Annotated in this window: 20 protein-coding genes; 11 read left to right on the top strand and 9 right to left on the bottom strand. The window is 30.3% G+C overall.

Annotated elements, in window-relative coordinates; translation table 11 throughout:
• Window positions 1-34: 34 nt before the first annotated feature.
• The gene (locus MRZ80_RS00100) at window positions 35-604 is read right to left on the bottom strand and encodes a hypothetical protein (RefSeq protein WP_292535014.1); all 570 of its coding nucleotides are present in this window, start codon (window positions 602-604) and stop codon (window positions 35-37) included.
• 197 nt (window positions 605-801) lie between these two features.
• On the opposite strand from MRZ80_RS00100, the gene MRZ80_RS00095 reads away from it, so the two are divergent.
• Together MRZ80_RS00095 and MRZ80_RS00090 are read left to right on the top strand one after the other, a co-directional pair.
• Complete coding sequence (locus tag MRZ80_RS00095; protein ID WP_292535012.1) at window positions 802-1356, top strand: flavodoxin family protein; 555 nt, start codon at window positions 802-804, stop codon at window positions 1354-1356.
• 305 nt (window positions 1357-1661) lie between these two features.
• Complete coding sequence (locus MRZ80_RS00090; RefSeq protein WP_292535010.1) at window positions 1662-2114, top strand: hypothetical protein; 453 nt, start codon at window positions 1662-1664, stop codon at window positions 2112-2114.
• A 58-nt stretch (window positions 2115-2172) separates the two neighbouring features.
• On the opposite strand, the gene MRZ80_RS00085 is transcribed toward MRZ80_RS00090, so the two are convergent.
• Complete coding sequence (locus MRZ80_RS00085) at window positions 2173-2889, bottom strand: diphthine--ammonia ligase (protein WP_292535008.1); 717 nt, start codon at window positions 2887-2889, stop codon at window positions 2173-2175.
• Window positions 2890-3101: 212 nt separating this feature from the next.
• On the bottom strand, window positions 3102-4250 hold the full coding sequence (locus tag MRZ80_RS00080) for a hypothetical protein (RefSeq protein WP_292535006.1): 1149 nt from the start codon (window positions 4248-4250) through the stop codon (window positions 3102-3104).
• A 300-nt stretch (window positions 4251-4550) separates the two neighbouring features.
• On the opposite strand from MRZ80_RS00080, the gene MRZ80_RS00075 reads away from it, so the two are divergent.
• From MRZ80_RS00075 to MRZ80_RS00035, 9 genes are all read left to right on the top strand, one after another.
• Window positions 4551-5582, top strand: coding sequence for a M42 family metallopeptidase (locus tag MRZ80_RS00075; protein WP_292535005.1), 1032 nt, complete (start codon window positions 4551-4553; stop codon window positions 5580-5582).
• 216 nt (window positions 5583-5798) lie between these two features.
• Window positions 5799-6305 carry a YIP1 family protein gene (locus MRZ80_RS00070; RefSeq protein WP_292535003.1) on the top strand — a complete coding sequence of 169 codons (507 nt, stop codon included), beginning with the start codon at window positions 5799-5801 and terminating at the stop codon, window positions 6303-6305.
• Window position 6306: 1 nt separating this feature from the next.
• The gene (locus MRZ80_RS00065) at window positions 6307-7092 is read left to right on the top strand and encodes a hypothetical protein (RefSeq protein WP_292535001.1); all 786 of its coding nucleotides are present in this window, start codon (window positions 6307-6309) and stop codon (window positions 7090-7092) included.
• 240 nt (window positions 7093-7332) lie between these two features.
• On the top strand, window positions 7333-8184 hold the full coding sequence (locus MRZ80_RS00060) for a protein translocase subunit SecF (RefSeq protein ID WP_292535000.1): 852 nt from the start codon (window positions 7333-7335) through the stop codon (window positions 8182-8184).
• Entirely contained in the window at window positions 8171-9532 is a 1362-nt protein-coding gene (locus MRZ80_RS00055) for a preprotein translocase subunit SecD (protein ID WP_292534998.1), read from the top strand. Before MRZ80_RS00060 ends, MRZ80_RS00055 begins: the two co-directional genes overlap by 14 nt.
• Before the next feature lie 147 nt (window positions 9533-9679).
• Window positions 9680-10423 (top strand): phosphopantothenate/pantothenate synthetase, encoded by a 744-nt coding sequence (locus tag MRZ80_RS00050; protein WP_292534997.1) that lies wholly within the window; start codon window positions 9680-9682, stop codon window positions 10421-10423.
• 17 nt (window positions 10424-10440) lie between these two features.
• The gene (locus MRZ80_RS00045; protein WP_292534995.1) at window positions 10441-11205 is read left to right on the top strand and encodes an AAA family ATPase; all 765 of its coding nucleotides are present in this window, start codon (window positions 10441-10443) and stop codon (window positions 11203-11205) included.
• A complete protein-coding gene (locus MRZ80_RS00040; protein WP_292535213.1) occupies window positions 11156-11464 on the top strand; it encodes a hypothetical protein in 309 nt (102 codons plus the stop codon). The genes MRZ80_RS00045 and MRZ80_RS00040 overlap by 50 nt, the downstream gene beginning before the upstream one ends.
• Before the next feature lie 202 nt (window positions 11465-11666).
• On the top strand, window positions 11667-13094 hold the full coding sequence (locus MRZ80_RS00035; protein WP_292534994.1) for a Mur ligase family protein: 1428 nt from the start codon (window positions 11667-11669) through the stop codon (window positions 13092-13094).
• Window positions 13095-13163: 69 nt separating this feature from the next.
• On the opposite strand, the gene MRZ80_RS00030 is transcribed toward MRZ80_RS00035, so the two are convergent.
• The 6 genes from MRZ80_RS00030 to argJ all read right to left on the bottom strand — a co-directional run bounded on the left by MRZ80_RS00030 (window position 13164) and on the right by argJ (window position 18437).
• The gene (locus MRZ80_RS00030; RefSeq protein WP_292534992.1) at window positions 13164-13631 is read right to left on the bottom strand and encodes a flavodoxin; all 468 of its coding nucleotides are present in this window, start codon (window positions 13629-13631) and stop codon (window positions 13164-13166) included.
• Between the two features lie 20 nt (window positions 13632-13651).
• Complete coding sequence (locus tag MRZ80_RS00025) at window positions 13652-14113, bottom strand: flavodoxin (RefSeq protein WP_292534990.1); 462 nt, start codon at window positions 14111-14113, stop codon at window positions 13652-13654.
• A gap of 66 nt (window positions 14114-14179) precedes the next feature.
• Complete coding sequence (gene argC / locus MRZ80_RS00020) at window positions 14180-15205, bottom strand: N-acetyl-gamma-glutamyl-phosphate reductase (protein ID WP_292534988.1); 1026 nt, start codon at window positions 15203-15205, stop codon at window positions 14180-14182.
• 63 nt (window positions 15206-15268) lie between these two features.
• The gene (locus MRZ80_RS00015; RefSeq protein ID WP_292534986.1) at window positions 15269-16165 is read right to left on the bottom strand and encodes a ribonuclease HIII; all 897 of its coding nucleotides are present in this window, start codon (window positions 16163-16165) and stop codon (window positions 15269-15271) included.
• Between the two features lie 129 nt (window positions 16166-16294).
• The gene (gene argB / locus MRZ80_RS00010) at window positions 16295-17173 is read right to left on the bottom strand and encodes an acetylglutamate kinase (protein WP_292535212.1); all 879 of its coding nucleotides are present in this window, start codon (window positions 17171-17173) and stop codon (window positions 16295-16297) included.
• Between the two features lie 67 nt (window positions 17174-17240).
• Complete coding sequence (argJ, locus tag MRZ80_RS00005) at window positions 17241-18437, bottom strand: bifunctional ornithine acetyltransferase/N-acetylglutamate synthase (RefSeq protein ID WP_292534984.1); 1197 nt, start codon at window positions 18435-18437, stop codon at window positions 17241-17243.
• Between the last annotated feature and the right edge of the window lie 200 nt (window positions 18438-18637).

Genomic DNA, 18637 nt, shown 5'->3' with positions numbered 1-18637 from the left:
ATTTTGATATATATTTTAGTTCGTATTATTTTATCTAATTTGGTGTAAATCCTATGATAAGTGTTCCAAGTTTTCTTTCACTAGATAAATTGAATCTATCACGGATATAATGGTCAGTTTCAGTTGATGGAACTCCAACAATAAGACTTTCAACAGTACTTTCAAGATCTTTATCTGTTATAAAGCTACTATCTTCACCTTCAAATACAAAGAACTGTTTTTCACCTACTGCTGTTGGATCTGAATATGTTACAAAGTTATCTGATATAAAGTATGCTGTTGGATCTCCCTTGAGATATTCAATTTCATCTTCATCATATACCATTTCACCAATAATCTTACCACTTTCTGTTCTTAGTGTTAATGCTGAACTTTCACCTGTTAGTTGATCTCCTGGTTCATAGTCAAATTCCTTAATTATTACAATTGCCTCTTGTTTATCTAGTGCTTCTTGAAGACCTTTATTTAGAAATGGAACAACCTCATCAAGACGTTTCATTTCATATGCTAGAACATCACGTTTCATATCATCATCCATAAGTTCTGCAACAACAACATGATCTTCATTTCTCATAATATCCAGTATTTCATAATCTTTTGTCATTATCATATCCTCCTTTTTTTCATTGTTAATAGCTAGATAATATTATTAAATATTATTTTTAATAAAGATATATGTAATTAAAGAATAATTTATTATGAAATTAATATTTTTTTAAAACATATTTTATTTGTAGTAATTATATAAAATCAGAAAATAAGATTATAATAGAAGAATTTTTTAGGAGTGAGAAAATTAAAATGAAAGCAATAAGTATAATTGCAAGTCCAAGAAAAAATGGGAATTGCTCAAAAATAGTCGAAACAATGACAAAAACAATCAAAGAAAATGGTGGACAAAACACAGTATACTATGTTGATGATTTAAATATAAAAGGATGTCAGGGTTGTGGAGGATGCAGAAATCCTGAAAAACCATCAAAATGTGTAATTAAAGATGATTTCAGAATGATAATGGATCAATTCGATAATGATGCTGATGCAATTATCTTTGCTGCACCAAACTACTTTGGAGAAATAAATGCACAAGGTCATATCTTCATGGACAGATTCTACTCCATGACAAAATCCACACCAAACATGCTTACAGGCAATAAGAAAGCAGCAGTAATCTTCACATACGGTGCAACAAGCGGATACTACGATGAATATATCAATAAAAGAGCAAAACTCTTTGAATCAATAGGATTTAAACTTGAAGCAGTACTATCAGCAGGAGAAGGTAAGCCAAATAGTGGAAATGCAGATGATGTACTAAAACAAGCACAAGAAATAGCATTAAAACTAATGCAATAATTTAATTTACCTCCCCCTTCACCACCCACTTTTAAAAAGGTGATATGTTATGTTAAATATAAAAGAAAAACTTGCATCAATACCACCATATAAGCTAATGATAATATCATGTATAATAACAATAATAGTACTGGGAATACCATTATTTATATTTGTATACTCAATATGAAAAAAAAAAAATAAAATATAATCTAAAATAAATACTTACTTTTTTTTAACTTATTTTAAAATTAACATCCTATTTTATTAGAAATATCATATAAAACTATCAATTAATTAACTCAAAAAATAAGGAGAAATTAGTAATGGTTGATGAAAAAGAATCAGATATCCACTATTTTGGAGAAAATCCACCACCAAATAAAGAAAATGTAAATTCTAATAATAATTCTAATGAAAATAATAACCCTCAAAGAAACAATAACATTCCTAATGGAAATAACAACCAAACTAAAAACAATAAAAATCCTGATGGAAATAATAATTCTAAAAGAAACAATAAACAAGTAAATAATACTAATCAAAATGGAAATAATACTCCTGTAAAAGTTAGAAATAAACTTAGAGATGATAGTTTAACAAATGAAGAGAAATTTGAAGTTCTCATTGATGAACATGAAAAATTAGAATCAAGAGTTCAACTTTTAATTTTTGTTGTAATTATTTTAGTTATTGTAATTGCAGTATTAATTTATTTATTAATACCATATTTCCGTCTTGAAATGGGTATTTATTCATATGCACATTCATATTACTAAAAAAAATATTATATAAAAAAAAGAGTATTTAAATGAAGAAGTTTAGATATTAATGATTCTAATTATCTTCTCCTTCTTCATCTAGACTGTAGTCATATTTTTCTTCAAGATGCACATCTTTTATAAGATATAGTCCACTGTCATATCCAAACTCTTTTTGAGCATCATCAATTACAACCCGTCTGTCATACATTGGCCCGTCTAATACTAGTGTTTCTGCTTCTCCACCTTCAAATGCTATGTGGATTCCATATTTCTTATTTAGTTCTACTAGTTCATCTAGTGCTTGTTTTGTTATTTTTCGTCCTAGCCATTTTTCATCTAGTCCATATGCTGCTACTGCTGTTAGTATTACATCAAAGCCTAGGTCAATTATTTCATTCATATATTCTAGTGGATCTTGATGCCATAGTGGTGCTACTGATTTAAGTCCTAGTTTTTCACAGATATTGTCTATTCTTGACTTCTGATATACTGATTCTATTGCTCCTGAATATACACATTCAACTCCTTTATCTTTTAGGCGTGTTAGTGTTTTTTCAAGGTCATCTAGTTCTTCTTCTTTTACTCCATCTGTTGCAACTTCTATTACTGGTAATTCCATTGCTGCTGCTGTGTAGTCTACCATATCTATTGCTGGTACATGAAACATGTATGATTGATCATTTCTTGATACCATTGTTAGTAGTGCATATATTTCATCACCATTTTGTTGTGCATGATATAGTGCCATTGTACTGTCTTTTCCACCTGAATATAGTATAACTGATTTCATATTATCTTATTTCCCCATTATATAAAAGTTCATTATTAATTTATGATTTTTATTTTATAAAAAATTATATTAATTGAAAAAATAAGGTTTTTTTTTGATAAGTATTCTAAAAAGAGGTGTTGTGTAATTAATATAAATAAAAAGAATTATTGAAAAAAAAGAATAAAAAAAATTAAGAAAGTGGATTAATATCCCTTATTATCAAAGGTGTTTTATTTCCTCTGTTTTGGTCTGAATTTTGGAGCTTTACGTTTAGGTGCTCCTTTTGTTTCATCCACTTTTCTTCTTTTTGGTTCAGATTTTGATCTTAATTTAGGCATTTTTATTGACTTTTTAGATTTTGGTTCTTCACCATCATCTTTTTGTTTTTGTCTTTCTTTAAGATCTTCATCTGTTAATTGTTTGAAGTTTCTATTTGATCCTAGATTTTGTTTTTTACTATTTTCAAATGATTCATCATTAAATATATCTATTGAATCACGTGATGGCTGATTTTTCTGTGTACTGAATTTACGTCTTTGTGATGCTGGTACTGATTTTCTTTTAATTTGTTCACGTGTTGATTCTTTAGATTTTTTAGATTTTTTAAACATTGAAAATAGTGAATCTATAAAGAATCCTACAATTGCAACTATAACTCCAAGAACTGCTGCAATTATTACAACATCTGTCTGGTTTGGTATGATGTCATTTACAACTTTAACTTGATCTTCTGTAGGTCCTGTTACATTGTGTATTATAACACCATTATCTGTTATTGCATTCATTATCTTTGTAACATTATTTGCATCAACTGTTGCATTTGCATCCATTGATGTGTATCTTAGATGAATATAGTTTTCAGATCCAAATACAGCATAGATACTATTTAGTACTGATTGTGGGTCACCATTTTCTTTTATTTTTACAAAGTATGTGTTGTTTTCTCCCATATCTGTAACTTCATCGATTGCATCATTACTATTTTGGAGAACTGAGAGGAAACGTGACTCAGACGATGGTGAATCAAATTCTTCATCCATTCGTATTTCAATACCTGTATATGCTACATTATTTACACCAGAAATTGATGATATATTTTCTATTGTTTGAGTTATATTTCTATTTGTTGATAAGCCCATACTAATTTCATCTGTACCTTCAACATTTTCTTCTATTATTGTACGACTAAAATCTGGTATATCATCTACAATTGGTGAAAGCAGGAAGGCTCCACCTACTGCTCCTACTATAAATCCTAGTAGAATTACAGAGATTAGATTTTTCTTACCAAGATATGGTGTTAGAAGAGCTGTTGAAAATACAAATATCATAGCAATAACGAACAATATCAACATTATTATTATTGTTAATGCATCCATATTATTAATCCACTCTTAATTTATTTAAAGAAATTTATTTTAAAAATTTACTAGATAAACTCCTTTTTCCTAAAAAAAAAATTAATTTAATTTTTAAAAAATTTATTCATTAATTATCTATATTAAATATACTATTAGTATTTTATTATATAAAATAATGAAAAATATAACATACATTAATATTAAAAAGTAACTATATTATTTAATATAAAGCAAATAAAATTGATTTACTTTAGAAATTATATAAATATAAGAATTTTTCAATTAATATAAAAAAAAATACAATAGAGGTATATTTAGATGAAAGAATTACTTAAAAAATTATCAGAATCATGTGGAATTTCTGGATTTGAAGAAAATGTACGTGAAATAATCAAAGATGAACTTGATGGTAAAGTTGACTCAATGGAAACAGACATCATGGGAAATGTAATTACAACACACAAAGGTGTAGAAGGAAAACCTTCAGTAATGCTTGCATCACACATGGATGAAATTGGTCTTATGGTAAGCTACATTGATGATGAAGGATTTATCAGATTTGTAAAAATCGGTGGAATTAACGATCAAATGCTTCTTAACCAACAAGTATACATACAAACAGAAGATGGAGAAGTTCCAGGAGTTATTGGATCAAAACCTCCTCACATTACATCAGCAGAAGAAGCTAAAAAAATCATCCCATACCAGAATATGTTCATAGACATCGGTGCAAATTCAAAAGAACAAGCAGAAGAACTTGTATCTGTAGGTGATGCTATTGTATTCCATACAGAATTCAGAGAATGTCTTAATGATCTTGTAATGGGTAAAGCATTAGATAACAGAGTAGGCTGTGCTGTAATGGTTGAAGTTATGAAACAGCTTGATGATGTTGATGCAACAGTATATGGTGTAGGTACAGTACAAGAAGAAGTAGGTCTTAAAGGTGCTAAAACATCAGCATTTAAATTAAATCCTGACATGGCAATTGCTCTTGATGTTACAATTTCAGGAGATCATCCTGGTGTAAAACCTGAAGATGCATCTGTAAAAGCTGGTAAAGGACCTGTAATATCACTTGCTGATGCTAGTGGTCGTGGACTTATAACACATCCTATGATGAAAAAATTATTAATTGAAGCAGCAGAAGCAGCAGATATTGAATACCAAGTTGAAGTTGGAGATGGTGGTACAACAGATGCTACAGCAATCCATCTTACACGTGAAGGTATTGCAACAGCTACACTTTCAAGTGCATCAAGATACATACACACACCTACAAGTGTTGTAAATATGAAAGATGTTGAAGATACTGTAAAACTTATTGTTGAATTCTTAAAAAGATTATAAGAAATTCAATTTATTTCTTCCCCACCATTTTTTACTTTTCATAAAACTATTTCTAAAATAAATACATGAATATTAAATCTAGCTTTAATTAAACTAATAATTTAAACATTACATTCACTTATTTAATAATGAATATTATGATTTAGCAAAGCTCCCTAAATAAAGATTATATACTACCTACTAGCCATATATAATATTATTATGAAATCAAAAATTATGGAATTATTCACAACAACTGGACGAGTTATTACATCACCTGATGAATTATTCTATCTTAAAAATCAAGATGAAGACAAGATGGGAATAGCCATAAGTGTTGTCTTTCAGATTTTATTAGGTATAATAATAGGATTAATAACACAATGTATATCCTTTGGAATAATTGTTGCAATTGCTTTTATTATTATGACATTAATTGGCAACATTACAAATACCATATTTATAATGATATTTACACGTCTATTTGGTGCAAAAGGTGGATTTATGCAAACATTTAATATGATATCATACACCTCAGCTATTGATCTTGTTACAATAGTTACACTTGCACTATCAACATTTAAGCCACTAATTCTAGTAGCACTACTATTTGTTCCATTATGGAAGCTAGTAATTCAAATAACTGCTGTAAATACAATATATAACATTGGATATGTACGCTCATTTTTATGTTGTAATGGATTTTTAGCAATAATTGCAATAATCATCATGGGGTTGATCTAGTATGGTTAGTGATAAAAAAATGGGTATAGTTGTAATATTAGTAATTTTAGCATCAATATGTCTATGTTCATATCATGTGATAAATGACAATGTAATGGATGATAAGCCAACATATAAAATTGACACATTAGATGCAGGCAATATTACAAATGAAACACCAATAACAACAGTTAACTTAAATATTAACCAAGAAGTTGGTGGATGTCAAATAAAATTTGCAGATACAGATACAATCTATAGTATAAACACGACTAATACAAACAACAGTAATGATTCAATGAATGTAACACATAACATAAATGGTGACCAATTAAATATGGATGTTAACTCAAATAAGGATGAAATTATAACACTAAGTAGCAAATACCACTACAATATCAATGCTAAATGTAATGTTGGTGGACTTAGCTATGATGTAAGTAAAAATGCTCATATTAACGAGTTAAATTCAACTATAACACTAGGTGGATGTGACATACATCTTAATGGTGGAGTAATAGATAACATCAACAGCCAGGTTACACTTGGTGGAGTTAATATTATTGGTAATATGCCAGGTACACTTAATGTAAATTCAACAATTGGTATTGGTGGATTAAATATAAACCAGACAAAAGCAGACTATAATATACATTCAAATATTGATCTTGGTGGAGTTAATATGAACACACCAAATAAACAAAGTACTAATCAAGTATTTGACTTTAAAACACCTAACTATGACAATAGTGAAAACAAAATAAACTTAAATAGTAATATACAACTTGGTGGACTAAACATTGGATAAAAATATAATTATCCACACACATATATGAGTTATTATTTTTTTAACTCACAAACTTTCTTTTTTTTAAAATCTAAATCTCTTTTATTTTTATATTATTTACTTTTATATACTTTTAAAACTAAAACTTAATATATACTTTTAATCCATTATTTTGGATAATTTCTTTAGTTAATTTTAACATAAAAAAACTAAAACCCATAGATGGATTATATTGTAAATCAAATGAGGAGAGACATAAACGTGGATATAATTAACTTTCTAACACGCCAGTCTCATAAGCCTCTGATATTAATTCCAATCATACTAATGGTTCTATCACTCCTATACATCGGAGTTTTCGGACTAAATGAAGGAGTAGATCTTAAAGGAGGAACATTAGTAACATTAGAAGTAGATGAATCTACATCACAGGCAGCCTTAACAAGTGATCTTGAATCAAAACTTGGAATAAGTAATATTGATGTATCAATAAGTGGAAAAACTGCAACAGTAGAAATTCCAGATGACGTCAACCAGGTAACATTTGAAGATAAAATGGCAGGCTCATATAAAATAATGAGTTTTAAAAGTGTAGGAGCTCTTCTTACATCAGCTGCTATGGAACAGATAATCTATGCATTAGCATTTGCATTTATCTTTATGGCAGTAACAGTATTTTTCGTATTTAGAGATCCTGTACCATCAGCAGCTATTATATTATCTGCTGTATGTAACCTTTCAATTGCAGTAGGAGGTATGTCAATATTTGGTATACCAATTTCTGTTGCAAGTGTAGGTGCTCTTTTAATGCTTATAGGGTATGGTGTAGATACAGATATTCTTCTAACAACACGTCTTCTAAAACGTCGTGAAGGAACACTTGATGAACGTGCAGAAGGAGCATGTAAGACAGGTTTAACACTTACAATTACAGCATTAATTTCAATGATTGTATTGTTTATTGTTGTTAAATTATTCATACCTGCAGCATCAGTTCTTGAAGAAATATCTGCTGTACTAATTCTTGGATTAGTATCAGATTTATTATCCACATGGCTTATGAACTTCGGTATATTAAAATGGCACGTAGAACACAGAGGTGGTAGACATTAATCAGACCACTAAAGCATTTCTAAAAAAACCAAGAACAATACTTCTTGCAGTACTACTTATTGCAAGTATAGTTTCTGTTGGAGTCTTTGGAATACAAGAAGGACTTGACCTTGCAGGAGGATCAATGATACAACTGCACCTTCAAGAACCAGTAGATCAAGACACAATGACAACAGTAACATCAGTTCTTGATAAAAGGCTTAACGCCTTTGGTATTAGTGATGTAAAAGTACGTCAAAGTGGAGATCAGGATGTTATTGTGGAAATAGCAGGGGTCAAGCCCGAGGAAGTACAAAACATCATAAGTACACCTGGTAAATTTGAAGCAAAAATAAATGGACAAACAGCACTTACAGGTGCTGATATTCAAACAGTATCATCTGCTGAAGTTAAAGGTAACAGATGGTCTGTACCATTTAGTGTAAATGTTGATGCAGCAAATAAATTTGCACAAGTTGCACAAGGACAAGCTGGTGCAAAGGTAGAAATGTACCTTGATGATGAACTTATATCATCACCAGAACTTGATGCTGGACTTGCAAATGGAGCAGCATCTACAGATATTGAAGTTTCAGGTGGAGAACAATCAAAAGAAAAAGCACAAGAGAAAGCAACAGATATACACACAGTTTTAGAATCAGGGGCACTTCCTGTAAAACTTGAAATTAGTGGAGTAAACAGTGTATCAGCAGAGCTTGGTTCACAATTTGAACTTGGTACAATTATTGCAGGTCTTCTTGCACTTGCTGCTATTGTAGTTGTAATTTCTCTAAAATATAAATCACCAAATCTTGTAATTCCAATCGTTGTTACAAGCGTATCTGAGGTAATTATTGTTCTTGGATTTGCATCAATAACACATTGGAACCTGGATTTAGCTGCAATTGCCGGTATCATTGCATCGATTGGTACAGGAGTAGACGACCAAATTGTAATGACAGATGAAGTACTTGCAAGAGCAGATAGAAGTAATCGTAAAAACATAGTTAAAACAAGAATTAAGCATGCATTCTTCATTGTATATGCATCAGCTGGAACTCTTGTAGCTGCTATGCTTCCACTTGCATATATTGGATTTTCAAGAGGTGCAACAGGTATTGGTATGTTAACAGGTTTCGCTGTAACAACAGTAGTTGGTGTACTTGTAGGTATCTTTATTACAAGACCTGTATTTGCAGATTACATGGAAACATTCCTTGTAAAATCACCAAAAAGTGAAATGGCTGCAATGTCAGCAACAGGAAATACAGATAAAGAAAATAAACCTAAGAAAAATAAGAAAAAAGGTAGAAAAACCATTGCAAGAGAAGAAGCAGAAAAAGAAAGAAAGAAAAATAAAAGATTCTAGATATTGATCTTTCAATCTTTTCACATCACCACCTTTTCTTATTTTATTTTTTTAAAATTAAATATCTCTTTTTATTACTAAAATTTCTCTAAAAATATTAAATTTAAAGTAAATTCTAAATATTAAAAAAAACTTATTTTATAATATATGTTAAATAAAGATCATCCAAGATACAAATCATTAGTTTATCGTGAAAAAATAGTAGACGCACATAAAAATGGAATACTTGCAGATTCAGGTATGATAGCACATGGACGTGGTGAAACATTTGACTACCTAATAGGTGAGAAAACCACAGAAAATTCAAAAAATACAATAGATGCAGCTGCATGCTACCTATTGTGTGCTGAGAATGCTGTACTATCTGTTAATGGTAATACAACAGCACTTGTTGCAGAGGATGTTGCAAAACTTGCAAATCTACTTGACATACCTGTTGAAATTAACCTCTATTACAGAACTGATGAAAGAGTAGCAAACATCTCAAAAGTTTATGAAGATCTTGGTGTTAAAAAGATTCTTGGAACAAATGATGATGAATTTATTGATACTCCAGATCTTAATGGTCCAAGATCACCTGTAAGTATTGATGGAATAAGTAAGGCAGATGTTATATTTATACCACTTGAAGATGGAGATCGTGCAGAAAAATTAACAATTAACAATCATAAAACAACAATAAGTGTTGATCTTAACCCACTTTCAAGAACTGCACAAACATCAACAGTAACAATTGTAGATAACATTGTACGTGTAATGCCACAACTAATAAGTGCAGTTGAAAAATACATGGATATGGATAAAGAAGAACTACAGATGAAAATTGATTCATTTAACAACAAAGATAACCTTAAAAATGCAATAGATGATATAATTACAAGATTTAACTAGATGGGAGAGTTTATTAAGTGAAGGTATATGGAATAACAGGCTTGCCAGGTTCAGGAAAGAGTATAATCTCACGTATAGCAAAAAAAGAAAATATCTATACAATAAGTATGGGTGATGTAATACGTAAAGAAGCTGAGCTAAGAAATTGTTCACCTGGAACTGCTGCTGTGAATTTACGAAAAAAGTATGGAAATAATGTTGTAGCAGACAGGTGTGTTAAACATATACAAACCCATGCAAAAAACAGTAGATATCGTAAGAAAACACAGGTTAAAAAGATCCATAATAAAAATAAAAACAAAGCTCCAAGAAAGTATAAAAAGATAGAACAAGACGTCTATATGATAGAAGGAATTAGAAGTCCACAGGAAGTTAAGTATTTTAAGAAATTCTTTAAAAACTTCAAAGTAATAGCTATACATTCAAATCCAGAGGCAAGATTTAACAGACTAAAACGTCGTAAAAGAAGTGATGATTCAGCAGAATATAAAGACTTCCTTGAAAGAGACAGACGTGAACTTAAATTTGGAATTGGTGAAGTTATTGCACTTGCCGATTACATGCTTATAAATGAAGGACCAATACAAGTATTTAAAAATAATGTGAGAGCACTGATTGTAAATGAAATCAAACCTAAAAATCAACAACAACGAAAAATCAAGCCTAAAGGCAAAGGTAAGCCTAAGGGCAAAGCTAAACAAAACAGAAAGCCAAAAAAAGGTAGAAAGCAGTATAAGAAATATGAGCCAAGACGACCTGGAAATAAACAAGTTAAACGATGATATACTATGTGCATGTGGTGATATAACACTACTTACTAGAATATCTGAGCTTATCAAATCAACAGATTCAGTAGATCTTGCACGTCTTATATTAAGATCCAATACCAATGATGATACAATTAAGTTTTATATAAATAAACAATCAGCATATAATAATCATTTTAATATGTCAGATGAGGATCTCTCTGTACTTGGAGATATTGAAGTTGAAATAGTAACAGATTCACCAGATGATGTTATCAATTGGATCATCACCTAACCACCTTTGAGAAAAATTACATATGGAAAAATCGCATTTAATTGATGTGATTTCCATTATTCTTTTTAAAACTCTATTTTTTAAATAATAAATGATTAGATTACATATATTAATAAAAATAGATAGATATAATTATAATATAATTTTTTTATTTTAACACAAAAAAAAATAAGCAAACCAAATTTAAAGGAGGACTAATGGTTTGGCAAATCTAAAATATAGTATATCAAAGTTAATTGGGAAATTAACATATCTAGTATTAAAAGTTATGCCTACAGGTGGAAAAGCATATCCTGGGTATTTATACCTTAAAAATATGGGAGTTGAAAATCTTAACATGCTCATTAAAGATCAAATCAGGGATGGATCAATTCTTATTACAGGTACAAATGGTAAAACAACAACTACCACCATGATTATTGAACTTTTTAATAGATTCTATGACATAACAAAAAGTGTGGATAACAATACAATCTATGCACTTACTACAGCTATACTTGCTAAGAAATCTGACATTGGAATATTTGAATATGGTATACGTGATATTGAACATGGACAGCCACAAAATGTTCAAAGTCAAGTAAAACCTATGGGTGTTATATATACAAATATTTCACGTGAACATACACAGGTTCTTGGTGTTAAAAAGTTATTTAAAGACTATGTGAAAGCTAAAAATATGCTCTCTGAGGGAATGCATGGTGGCATTATTATTACAAATGCTGATGATCCAAATACAACATATATTGGATGTGAAAGACAAAAAGATGAAAATCATGTAATATATTATGGATTTGATGTAGATAACATAACTGATGAATCAATTGGTGATGTAGCATGTCCATATTGTGACAAACCCTTAACATATACACATAACTTTATGAATCAAAGAGGTAAATACTCATGTGAATGTGGATTTAGAAGAGTTGAACCTGACATAAAAGTAACAAGTGTTGAAATTACAACCACAAACATGAACATAAAAATAGAAGGAGAAGTTTATAACAGAACACTTGATGATAAAATCAGTGTAGATGTAGAATATAAACTACCACTCTTTGGAACATACAATATATACAATGTACTAGCAGCAACAACAGCCTATGCTGCATTTACAAGCAGAGTTGATCAACTAAAAGATGACCTTGAAAGTTATTTTGATTCATTAAGTTTCAGTATCCTACCTCCTGGAAGATTTGAAGTAGTGGAACTTGCAAATAAAAAAGTGGGAATTGGACAGGGAGACAATGGAGATGCACTTAATGCAAATGTAAACTTTATGAAACAAATCATAAATGGTAATGACTTTGAATTTATCTATACAACAGCAGATGAAAATGAAGAAGAAATCTTTAAAGATCACATGCATGTAATTAAAAATTCAAAACCAACACATATTAGTGTAATGCCAGGTCGTGTATCAACTGATGCAGCACGCAAATACTATGATGAAATAGAAAAAACTGGACTTAATTGTGATTTCACATCTGTTGAATATGACTTTGAAAAAAGAGTTGATGCAATTATAGATTTAATTAAAAAATCAGAATATGAATATGTAATTGTTACAGGGTGTGGAGAAGAACAAGTTGTATGGGATGAAGTAAAAAACAGACTTAAAAAACAATAAAGTCTTTCTATTTTTCCTCTCCTTCCCTATTACAACTCTCTTTTTATTTTTAATTTTATACTTATTTTTTTATAGTTTTGATACGGCAATTTTTGTATTTTCCATAAATTCATCAAGATCTTCTGATGATATAGAAAATGCCTTAATAACATTTGCACCTTTAAGTTGTATAAGATTTGTTAATATTGACAGTGATCTTTCAGCACCAGATTTCTTAAATGTTGTAAATACAACAACATCCTTACCCTTAAAATCTGTATTATCTATTATTTCATAGATTGCAGGTGCAATATCAGCACCCCATACTGGTGATCCAATATATATCTTATCATAACCTGTAAGATCAACACTTTCAGGTTCAATCTTTGTCCTATTTTGTACAATTTTATCAAATGCAAAGCTGATATATGCAGATAGTCCTGAACGTATTGTTAGATCATTTATCTCAAATTCATCAGCACCTACCTTTTTTGCTATTTGACGTGCAACATATCGTGTTTTTCCAGTTCTTGAATAATAAATTATAGCCTCAGACACCAATAACATCCCCCTTTTACTTATTTTCTTAGTGCATCAAGTGTTAATTTTTTAACATCAGTATCTTTTGTTGCAATAGCAAATGATCTGAGAATATTTCCACCTTTTGCCTTAATTTCAGAATTCATAATATCAAGTGTTGGCTTATCTCCACTTGACATCATTGTTGCAAATGTTATAACATTACAATCTGTAAAATCATTTTCTGCTATAAATTTTCGCACAGCAGGTGTAGGTTTTGATGCCCATACAGGACCTCCAATGTAGATTGTCTCGTAGTCTGCTAGATTTACATCATCATATTTAATATCTGTATCTGCATTTCTCATTGCATCTACTGCTGCTTTCATATACATTATAGATCCATCCCTATTTTTTTGATCTTTAACTTCTATGAGTTTTGCACCAAGTTCATCAGATATTGTTTGTGCTACAATTTCTGTTTGTTGTGTTCTTGAATAATAAACTACTAAGTCTGTCATAACATTTCATCTCCCCATTAATTATTATTATAGTTAGTATTTATAGTATATCTACTTTTATTTAATTTATGGGAATAGTCCAGCATTTCTAAGTCCATCTTTTTCATCAAAGCCAAACATGATGTTCATGTTTTGTATTGCCTGTCCTGATGCTCCTTTTACAAGGTTATCTATTGCTGCTATTACTACAAGTTGTCCTACATCATCAACACTTATTGCACCTATTTGGCAGTTGTTTGATCCACGTACACTTGCAAGTAGTGGAAGTTTATTATCTTTAAGTACTTGTGTGAATGGTTCATCTTTATAGTATTCAGCATATAAGTTGTATACATCTTCTGCTGATACATCATCTTTAAGGAAGCTGTGATTTGTTGTTAGTATTCCACGTGTTACAGGTACAAGGTGTGGTGTAAATGATACTTTTACATCTCCACTTCCAAAGTTATGAAGTTGTTCACGTATTTCTGGTGTGTGTCTGTGACTTGCAATAGCATATGGTTTTATGTTATCTGCACATACAGGATAGTGTGTGGTTTGTGATGGATTTACTCCTGCTCCACTTACTCCTGTTTTACTGTCAATTACAATTCTGTCTACTAATTCATTTTCTACTATTGGTAGACTTGATAGTATTGCACCTGTTGGGAAACATCCAGGATTTGCAATTAAGTCTGCATCTTTTATTAGTTCACGGTTTATTTCTGGAAGTCCAAATACAGCTTCAAGTTCTGGGTGGATATGTTCTATATTGTACCATTTTTCATATACTTTTGGATCTGAAAATCTGAAATCTCCACTTAGATCTATTACTTTTGATCCATTATCTAAAAATTGTGGTACAAGCTTCATTGATGCTCCATGTGGAAGTGCACTGAAAACTACATCTGCATCTACCTGTGTTGGTTCTGGATTTGAAAATTGTAGGTCTACATCTTCTAGGTTTGGATGTAGTGCTGATACATCTACTCCTTCATTTTTACGGCTTGTAACATATTTTATGTTTACTTTTGGGTGGTTGATGAGTAGTCTCATTAGTTCTCCACCTGTATATCCACTTGCTCCTATGATTGCTACATCAATTTTACTCATAATTATTAATTCTCCACTTATAGTTTTTTTTCTATTTAAATTTATTACATAAAATTCCCATATTTATAGATATTTTGCAACGTTTTTAAAATGTGTCTTTGCTACTTTATCTAATATTTCCTTATTTATATCTTTAGGTTGTTGTTTTTTTATGTTAATATTATATCTTTCATCTAATTGTTTTAAAATTTTCTCATAATGATATTTTGCAATTATACTTGCAGCTGCAACTGGTGTGTATCTTTCAGCATTTGATTGTTGCACTACATTTATTTTATCATCTACATTAAGATAGTCATTCATCTTTTTGTAGTCAAATTTATCAACAATAACTAGTGTGTTGTCTGTATTTTCCATTTTAGCTAGTAGTTGTGTTATACATTTTGAGTGAATATGTGCAAGCATATGATTAAGGTTTTTTCCCTCGGATTTAAATTTATTATATAACTTGTTGTAGCTGAAGGGCTTTAGTGCTATTAGTTCATAGTTTATGCCTATTTTTTCAATTTCATGATAGAGTGTAAATATCTGATTTTTTGATAGTTTTTTGCTGTCTTTTACACCAATTTTTCTAAGTTGTATATTTTCATGATTTGATGTAGAGGTAGCACATACAACTAGTGGTCCATACCATTCACCTTTTCCTGTTTCATCAGATCCTATTGTATTTGAGTAGTTTTCTATGTTAAGTTTATTATCTTGTGTGCTTGTTTTATTTTTAGGTGTGGTTACTTTTGGATCACTACATAGGTAGCGTCTTTCATTTAAAATAAGACTAAGTATATCGAGTGTTTTTTTATTTTCATTATATACTAGCTTTGCTGAATTATACAGTATTAGTACTATTCCTTCATCATTTATACGTACTGCTTCATATTGGTGTGGTTTTTGATGATTTAGATGTTTTGTAAGTGTGTTAAATCTTTCAATTTCATAGTCATTTAATTTGACAGATTTCATAAATTAGCTCCCATTAAAATAAAATTATTTAATTATATAAAAAAAAGTGTGTGTATTTCATAAAAAAAGGTAAGTATCTAAAAAAAGAGAAGAAAGTAAAAAAAAGGATGTAAATTTATCCCCCCCTTTTTATTCTCGTACCATTGTTCCAATTCCATGTTTTGTGAAGATTTCAAGAAGTATTGAATGGTTAAGTCTTCCATCAAGAATATGTGCTGTTTTTACACCGTTTTCAACAGCATTAATACATGTTTCAATTTTTGGAATCATACCACCTGCAATTGTACCATCTTTTATTAGTTCACGAAGTTCATCTGTTCTTATACGACGTATAAGACTTTCAGGATCATCAGGATCTGCAAGAAGTCCTGGAACATCAGTGAGAATTATGAGTTTTTCTGCATCTATAGCTGATGCAATTGAACCTGCAACAGTATCAGCATTTAAGTTAAGTGAATTACCTTCCTTATCAATACCAATAGGTGATATTACAGGGATGTAGTCATTTGATGTTAGATCATCAACAAGTTTTGTGTTAATTTTATCAATTTTTCCTACATATCCAAGGTCTACTTCTAGTACTTCACCATTGTCATGTTTAACTTTTGTTGGTTCTTTCTTGGATGATTCAACAAGGAATGAATCCTTACCTGTTATACCAAGACTTTTACCACCATGGAGACATATTTTTGACATGATTTCTGTGTTGATTTTTCCTACAAGTACCATTTTAATAATATCCATGGTTTCTGCATCTGTAACTCTTAGACCATTGATAAATTTAGGTTCTTTTCCTACTTTATCCATTGATCTTGAAATTTCAGGTCCTCCACCATGAACAACAAGAGGTTGCATTCCAACGTATTTGAGAAGTACTGTGTCTCTTGCTGTTGAACTCATAGCATTTTCATCAATCATTGCATGTCCACCATACTTAATCATGATCTTCTTGTCATGAAACTTCTTAATGTATGGTAATGCTTCTATTAAAACATCTGTAATATTTATTTGTTCTTCATCTACCATTATAAATCATTTCCATTTATCTATATTTTAAAATCTTAGTATATCTATTTTATGTTGTATATTCAGCATTTATTTTAACATAATCATATGTTAGGTCACATCCATAAGCAACAGCTGTGCTATCTCCATCATTAAGACTTACATTTATTCGGATGTCCTTATTTTTCATTATTGCCTCAGCATTTTCAAGAATTGCAGGATCTTCATATGTCATTACAACTCCACAATCTACAATTGTAGCCTTATTTTCACCTGCTATTAGTGAAATACTTACCTCATCAGGGTCAAAATCTACTCCTGAATATCCCATTGCTGTAATGATACGACCCCAGTTTGGATCTGCACCAAAGATTGCTGATTTTACAAGACTTGATGATACTACACTACGTGCTACTGTAATTGCATCATCTTCACTTCTTGCTCCACTACATTCAACTTCAAGGAAGTGTTTTGCACCTTCTCCATCTTTTGCAATTTGTTTTGCAAGACTTTGACATACATAGTCTAGTGCTTCTTTAAAGTTATCATCAACTTCTCCTTTAACTTCATTTGTAGACATTAATATTACTGTATCGTTTGTACTTTGATCACCATCTACAACTACCATGTTAAATGAACGTTTTACACTTTCACGTAGCATAGCTTCAAGTTGATCTCTTGGTACTTCAAGGTCTGTTGTTATAAATCCAAGCATTGTACCCATATTAGGTGCTATCATTCCTGATCCTTTACATAATCCTGCTACCCTAAATTTAGTACCATCTTCAAGTTGACCTTCTACTGCACATTCTTTACGTACTGTATCTGTTGTAAGAATAGCATCAGCTGCATTATTTGCAACTTCACGATTGTTGTCAAGACTTTCAAGTGACTTTATTGCAATAGGCTCTAGTATATCCATTGGCATTTGACGTCCAATAACACCAGTTGATGCAACAGCAACATCTTCAACTTTTATGTCAAGATAGTCTGCTGCAATTTTTGCCATCTTATTTGCATTTTCAATACCTTGCTCTTTTGTGTAACAGTTTGCATTTCCACTATTTACAATAATTGCTGAGATATTTCCATCTGCAATATGTTTTCGTGTAACATCGATAGGTGCAGCATATACTTTATTTTTTGTATAAACTGCTGCTGCTGTGGAATTTTCATGATAAATTACCATTACACCGTATTTACCTTCACGGTATCCACTTACTTTAATACTTTTAATTGAACAAATTCCGTCTTCTAAAATTTTCATAAAAAAATTCACATCCTTATATCTAATTATTATTTATATCATTCATAAAATTTAAATTACATCATTAAAAAACTAAAATAACTAAAAATAATCGTTATTTAAAAAATAAAATATATTGTGTTTATAAAAATAAACTGACATGTTCTATAAAAAAAGAGAGGAGATTAAAGAAATCAATCATAAATGATTAATAAATTTAT

The sequence above is a fragment of the Methanosphaera sp. genome (assembly GCF_022768985.1).
GTDB lineage: Archaea > Methanobacteriota > Methanobacteria > Methanobacteriales > Methanobacteriaceae > Methanosphaera.
The sequence above is the reverse complement of the archived record's forward strand: the minus strand, read 5'-3'. Positions and strand labels throughout refer to the sequence as shown.

Excerpts from the sequence above, each read along its gene's own strand:
- MRZ80_RS00100 (WP_292535014.1), bottom strand. The coding sequence starts at position 604 with ATGACAAAAGATTATGAAATACTGGATATTATGAGAAATGAAGATCAT.
- MRZ80_RS00050 (WP_292534997.1), top strand. The coding sequence starts at position 9,680 with ATGTTAAATAAAGATCATCCAAGATACAAATCATTAGTTTATCGTGAA.
- MRZ80_RS00095 (WP_292535012.1), top strand. The coding sequence starts at position 802 with ATGAAAGCAATAAGTATAATTGCAAGTCCAAGAAAAAATGGGAATTGC.
- MRZ80_RS00025 (WP_292534990.1), bottom strand. The coding sequence starts at position 14,113 with ATGACAGACTTAGTAGTTTATTATTCAAGAACACAACAAACAGAAATT.
- MRZ80_RS00085 (WP_292535008.1), bottom strand. The coding sequence starts at position 2,889 with ATGAAATCAGTTATACTATATTCAGGTGGAAAAGACAGTACAATGGCA.
- MRZ80_RS00080 (WP_292535006.1), bottom strand. The coding sequence starts at position 4,250 with ATGGATGCATTAACAATAATAATAATGTTGATATTGTTCGTTATTGCT.
- argJ (WP_292534984.1), bottom strand. The coding sequence starts at position 18,437 with ATGAAAATTTTAGAAGACGGAATTTGTTCAATTAAAAGTATTAAAGTA.
- MRZ80_RS00015 (WP_292534986.1), bottom strand. The coding sequence starts at position 16,165 with ATGAAATCTGTCAAATTAAATGACTATGAAATTGAAAGATTTAACACA.
- MRZ80_RS00070 (WP_292535003.1), top strand. The coding sequence starts at position 5,799 with ATGGAATTATTCACAACAACTGGACGAGTTATTACATCACCTGATGAA.
- MRZ80_RS00075 (WP_292535005.1), top strand. The coding sequence starts at position 4,551 with ATGAAAGAATTACTTAAAAAATTATCAGAATCATGTGGAATTTCTGGA.
- MRZ80_RS00090 (WP_292535010.1), top strand. The coding sequence starts at position 1,662 with ATGGTTGATGAAAAAGAATCAGATATCCACTATTTTGGAGAAAATCCA.
- MRZ80_RS00065 (WP_292535001.1), top strand. The coding sequence starts at position 6,307 with ATGGTTAGTGATAAAAAAATGGGTATAGTTGTAATATTAGTAATTTTA.
- argC (WP_292534988.1), bottom strand. The coding sequence starts at position 15,205 with ATGAGTAAAATTGATGTAGCAATCATAGGAGCAAGTGGATATACAGGT.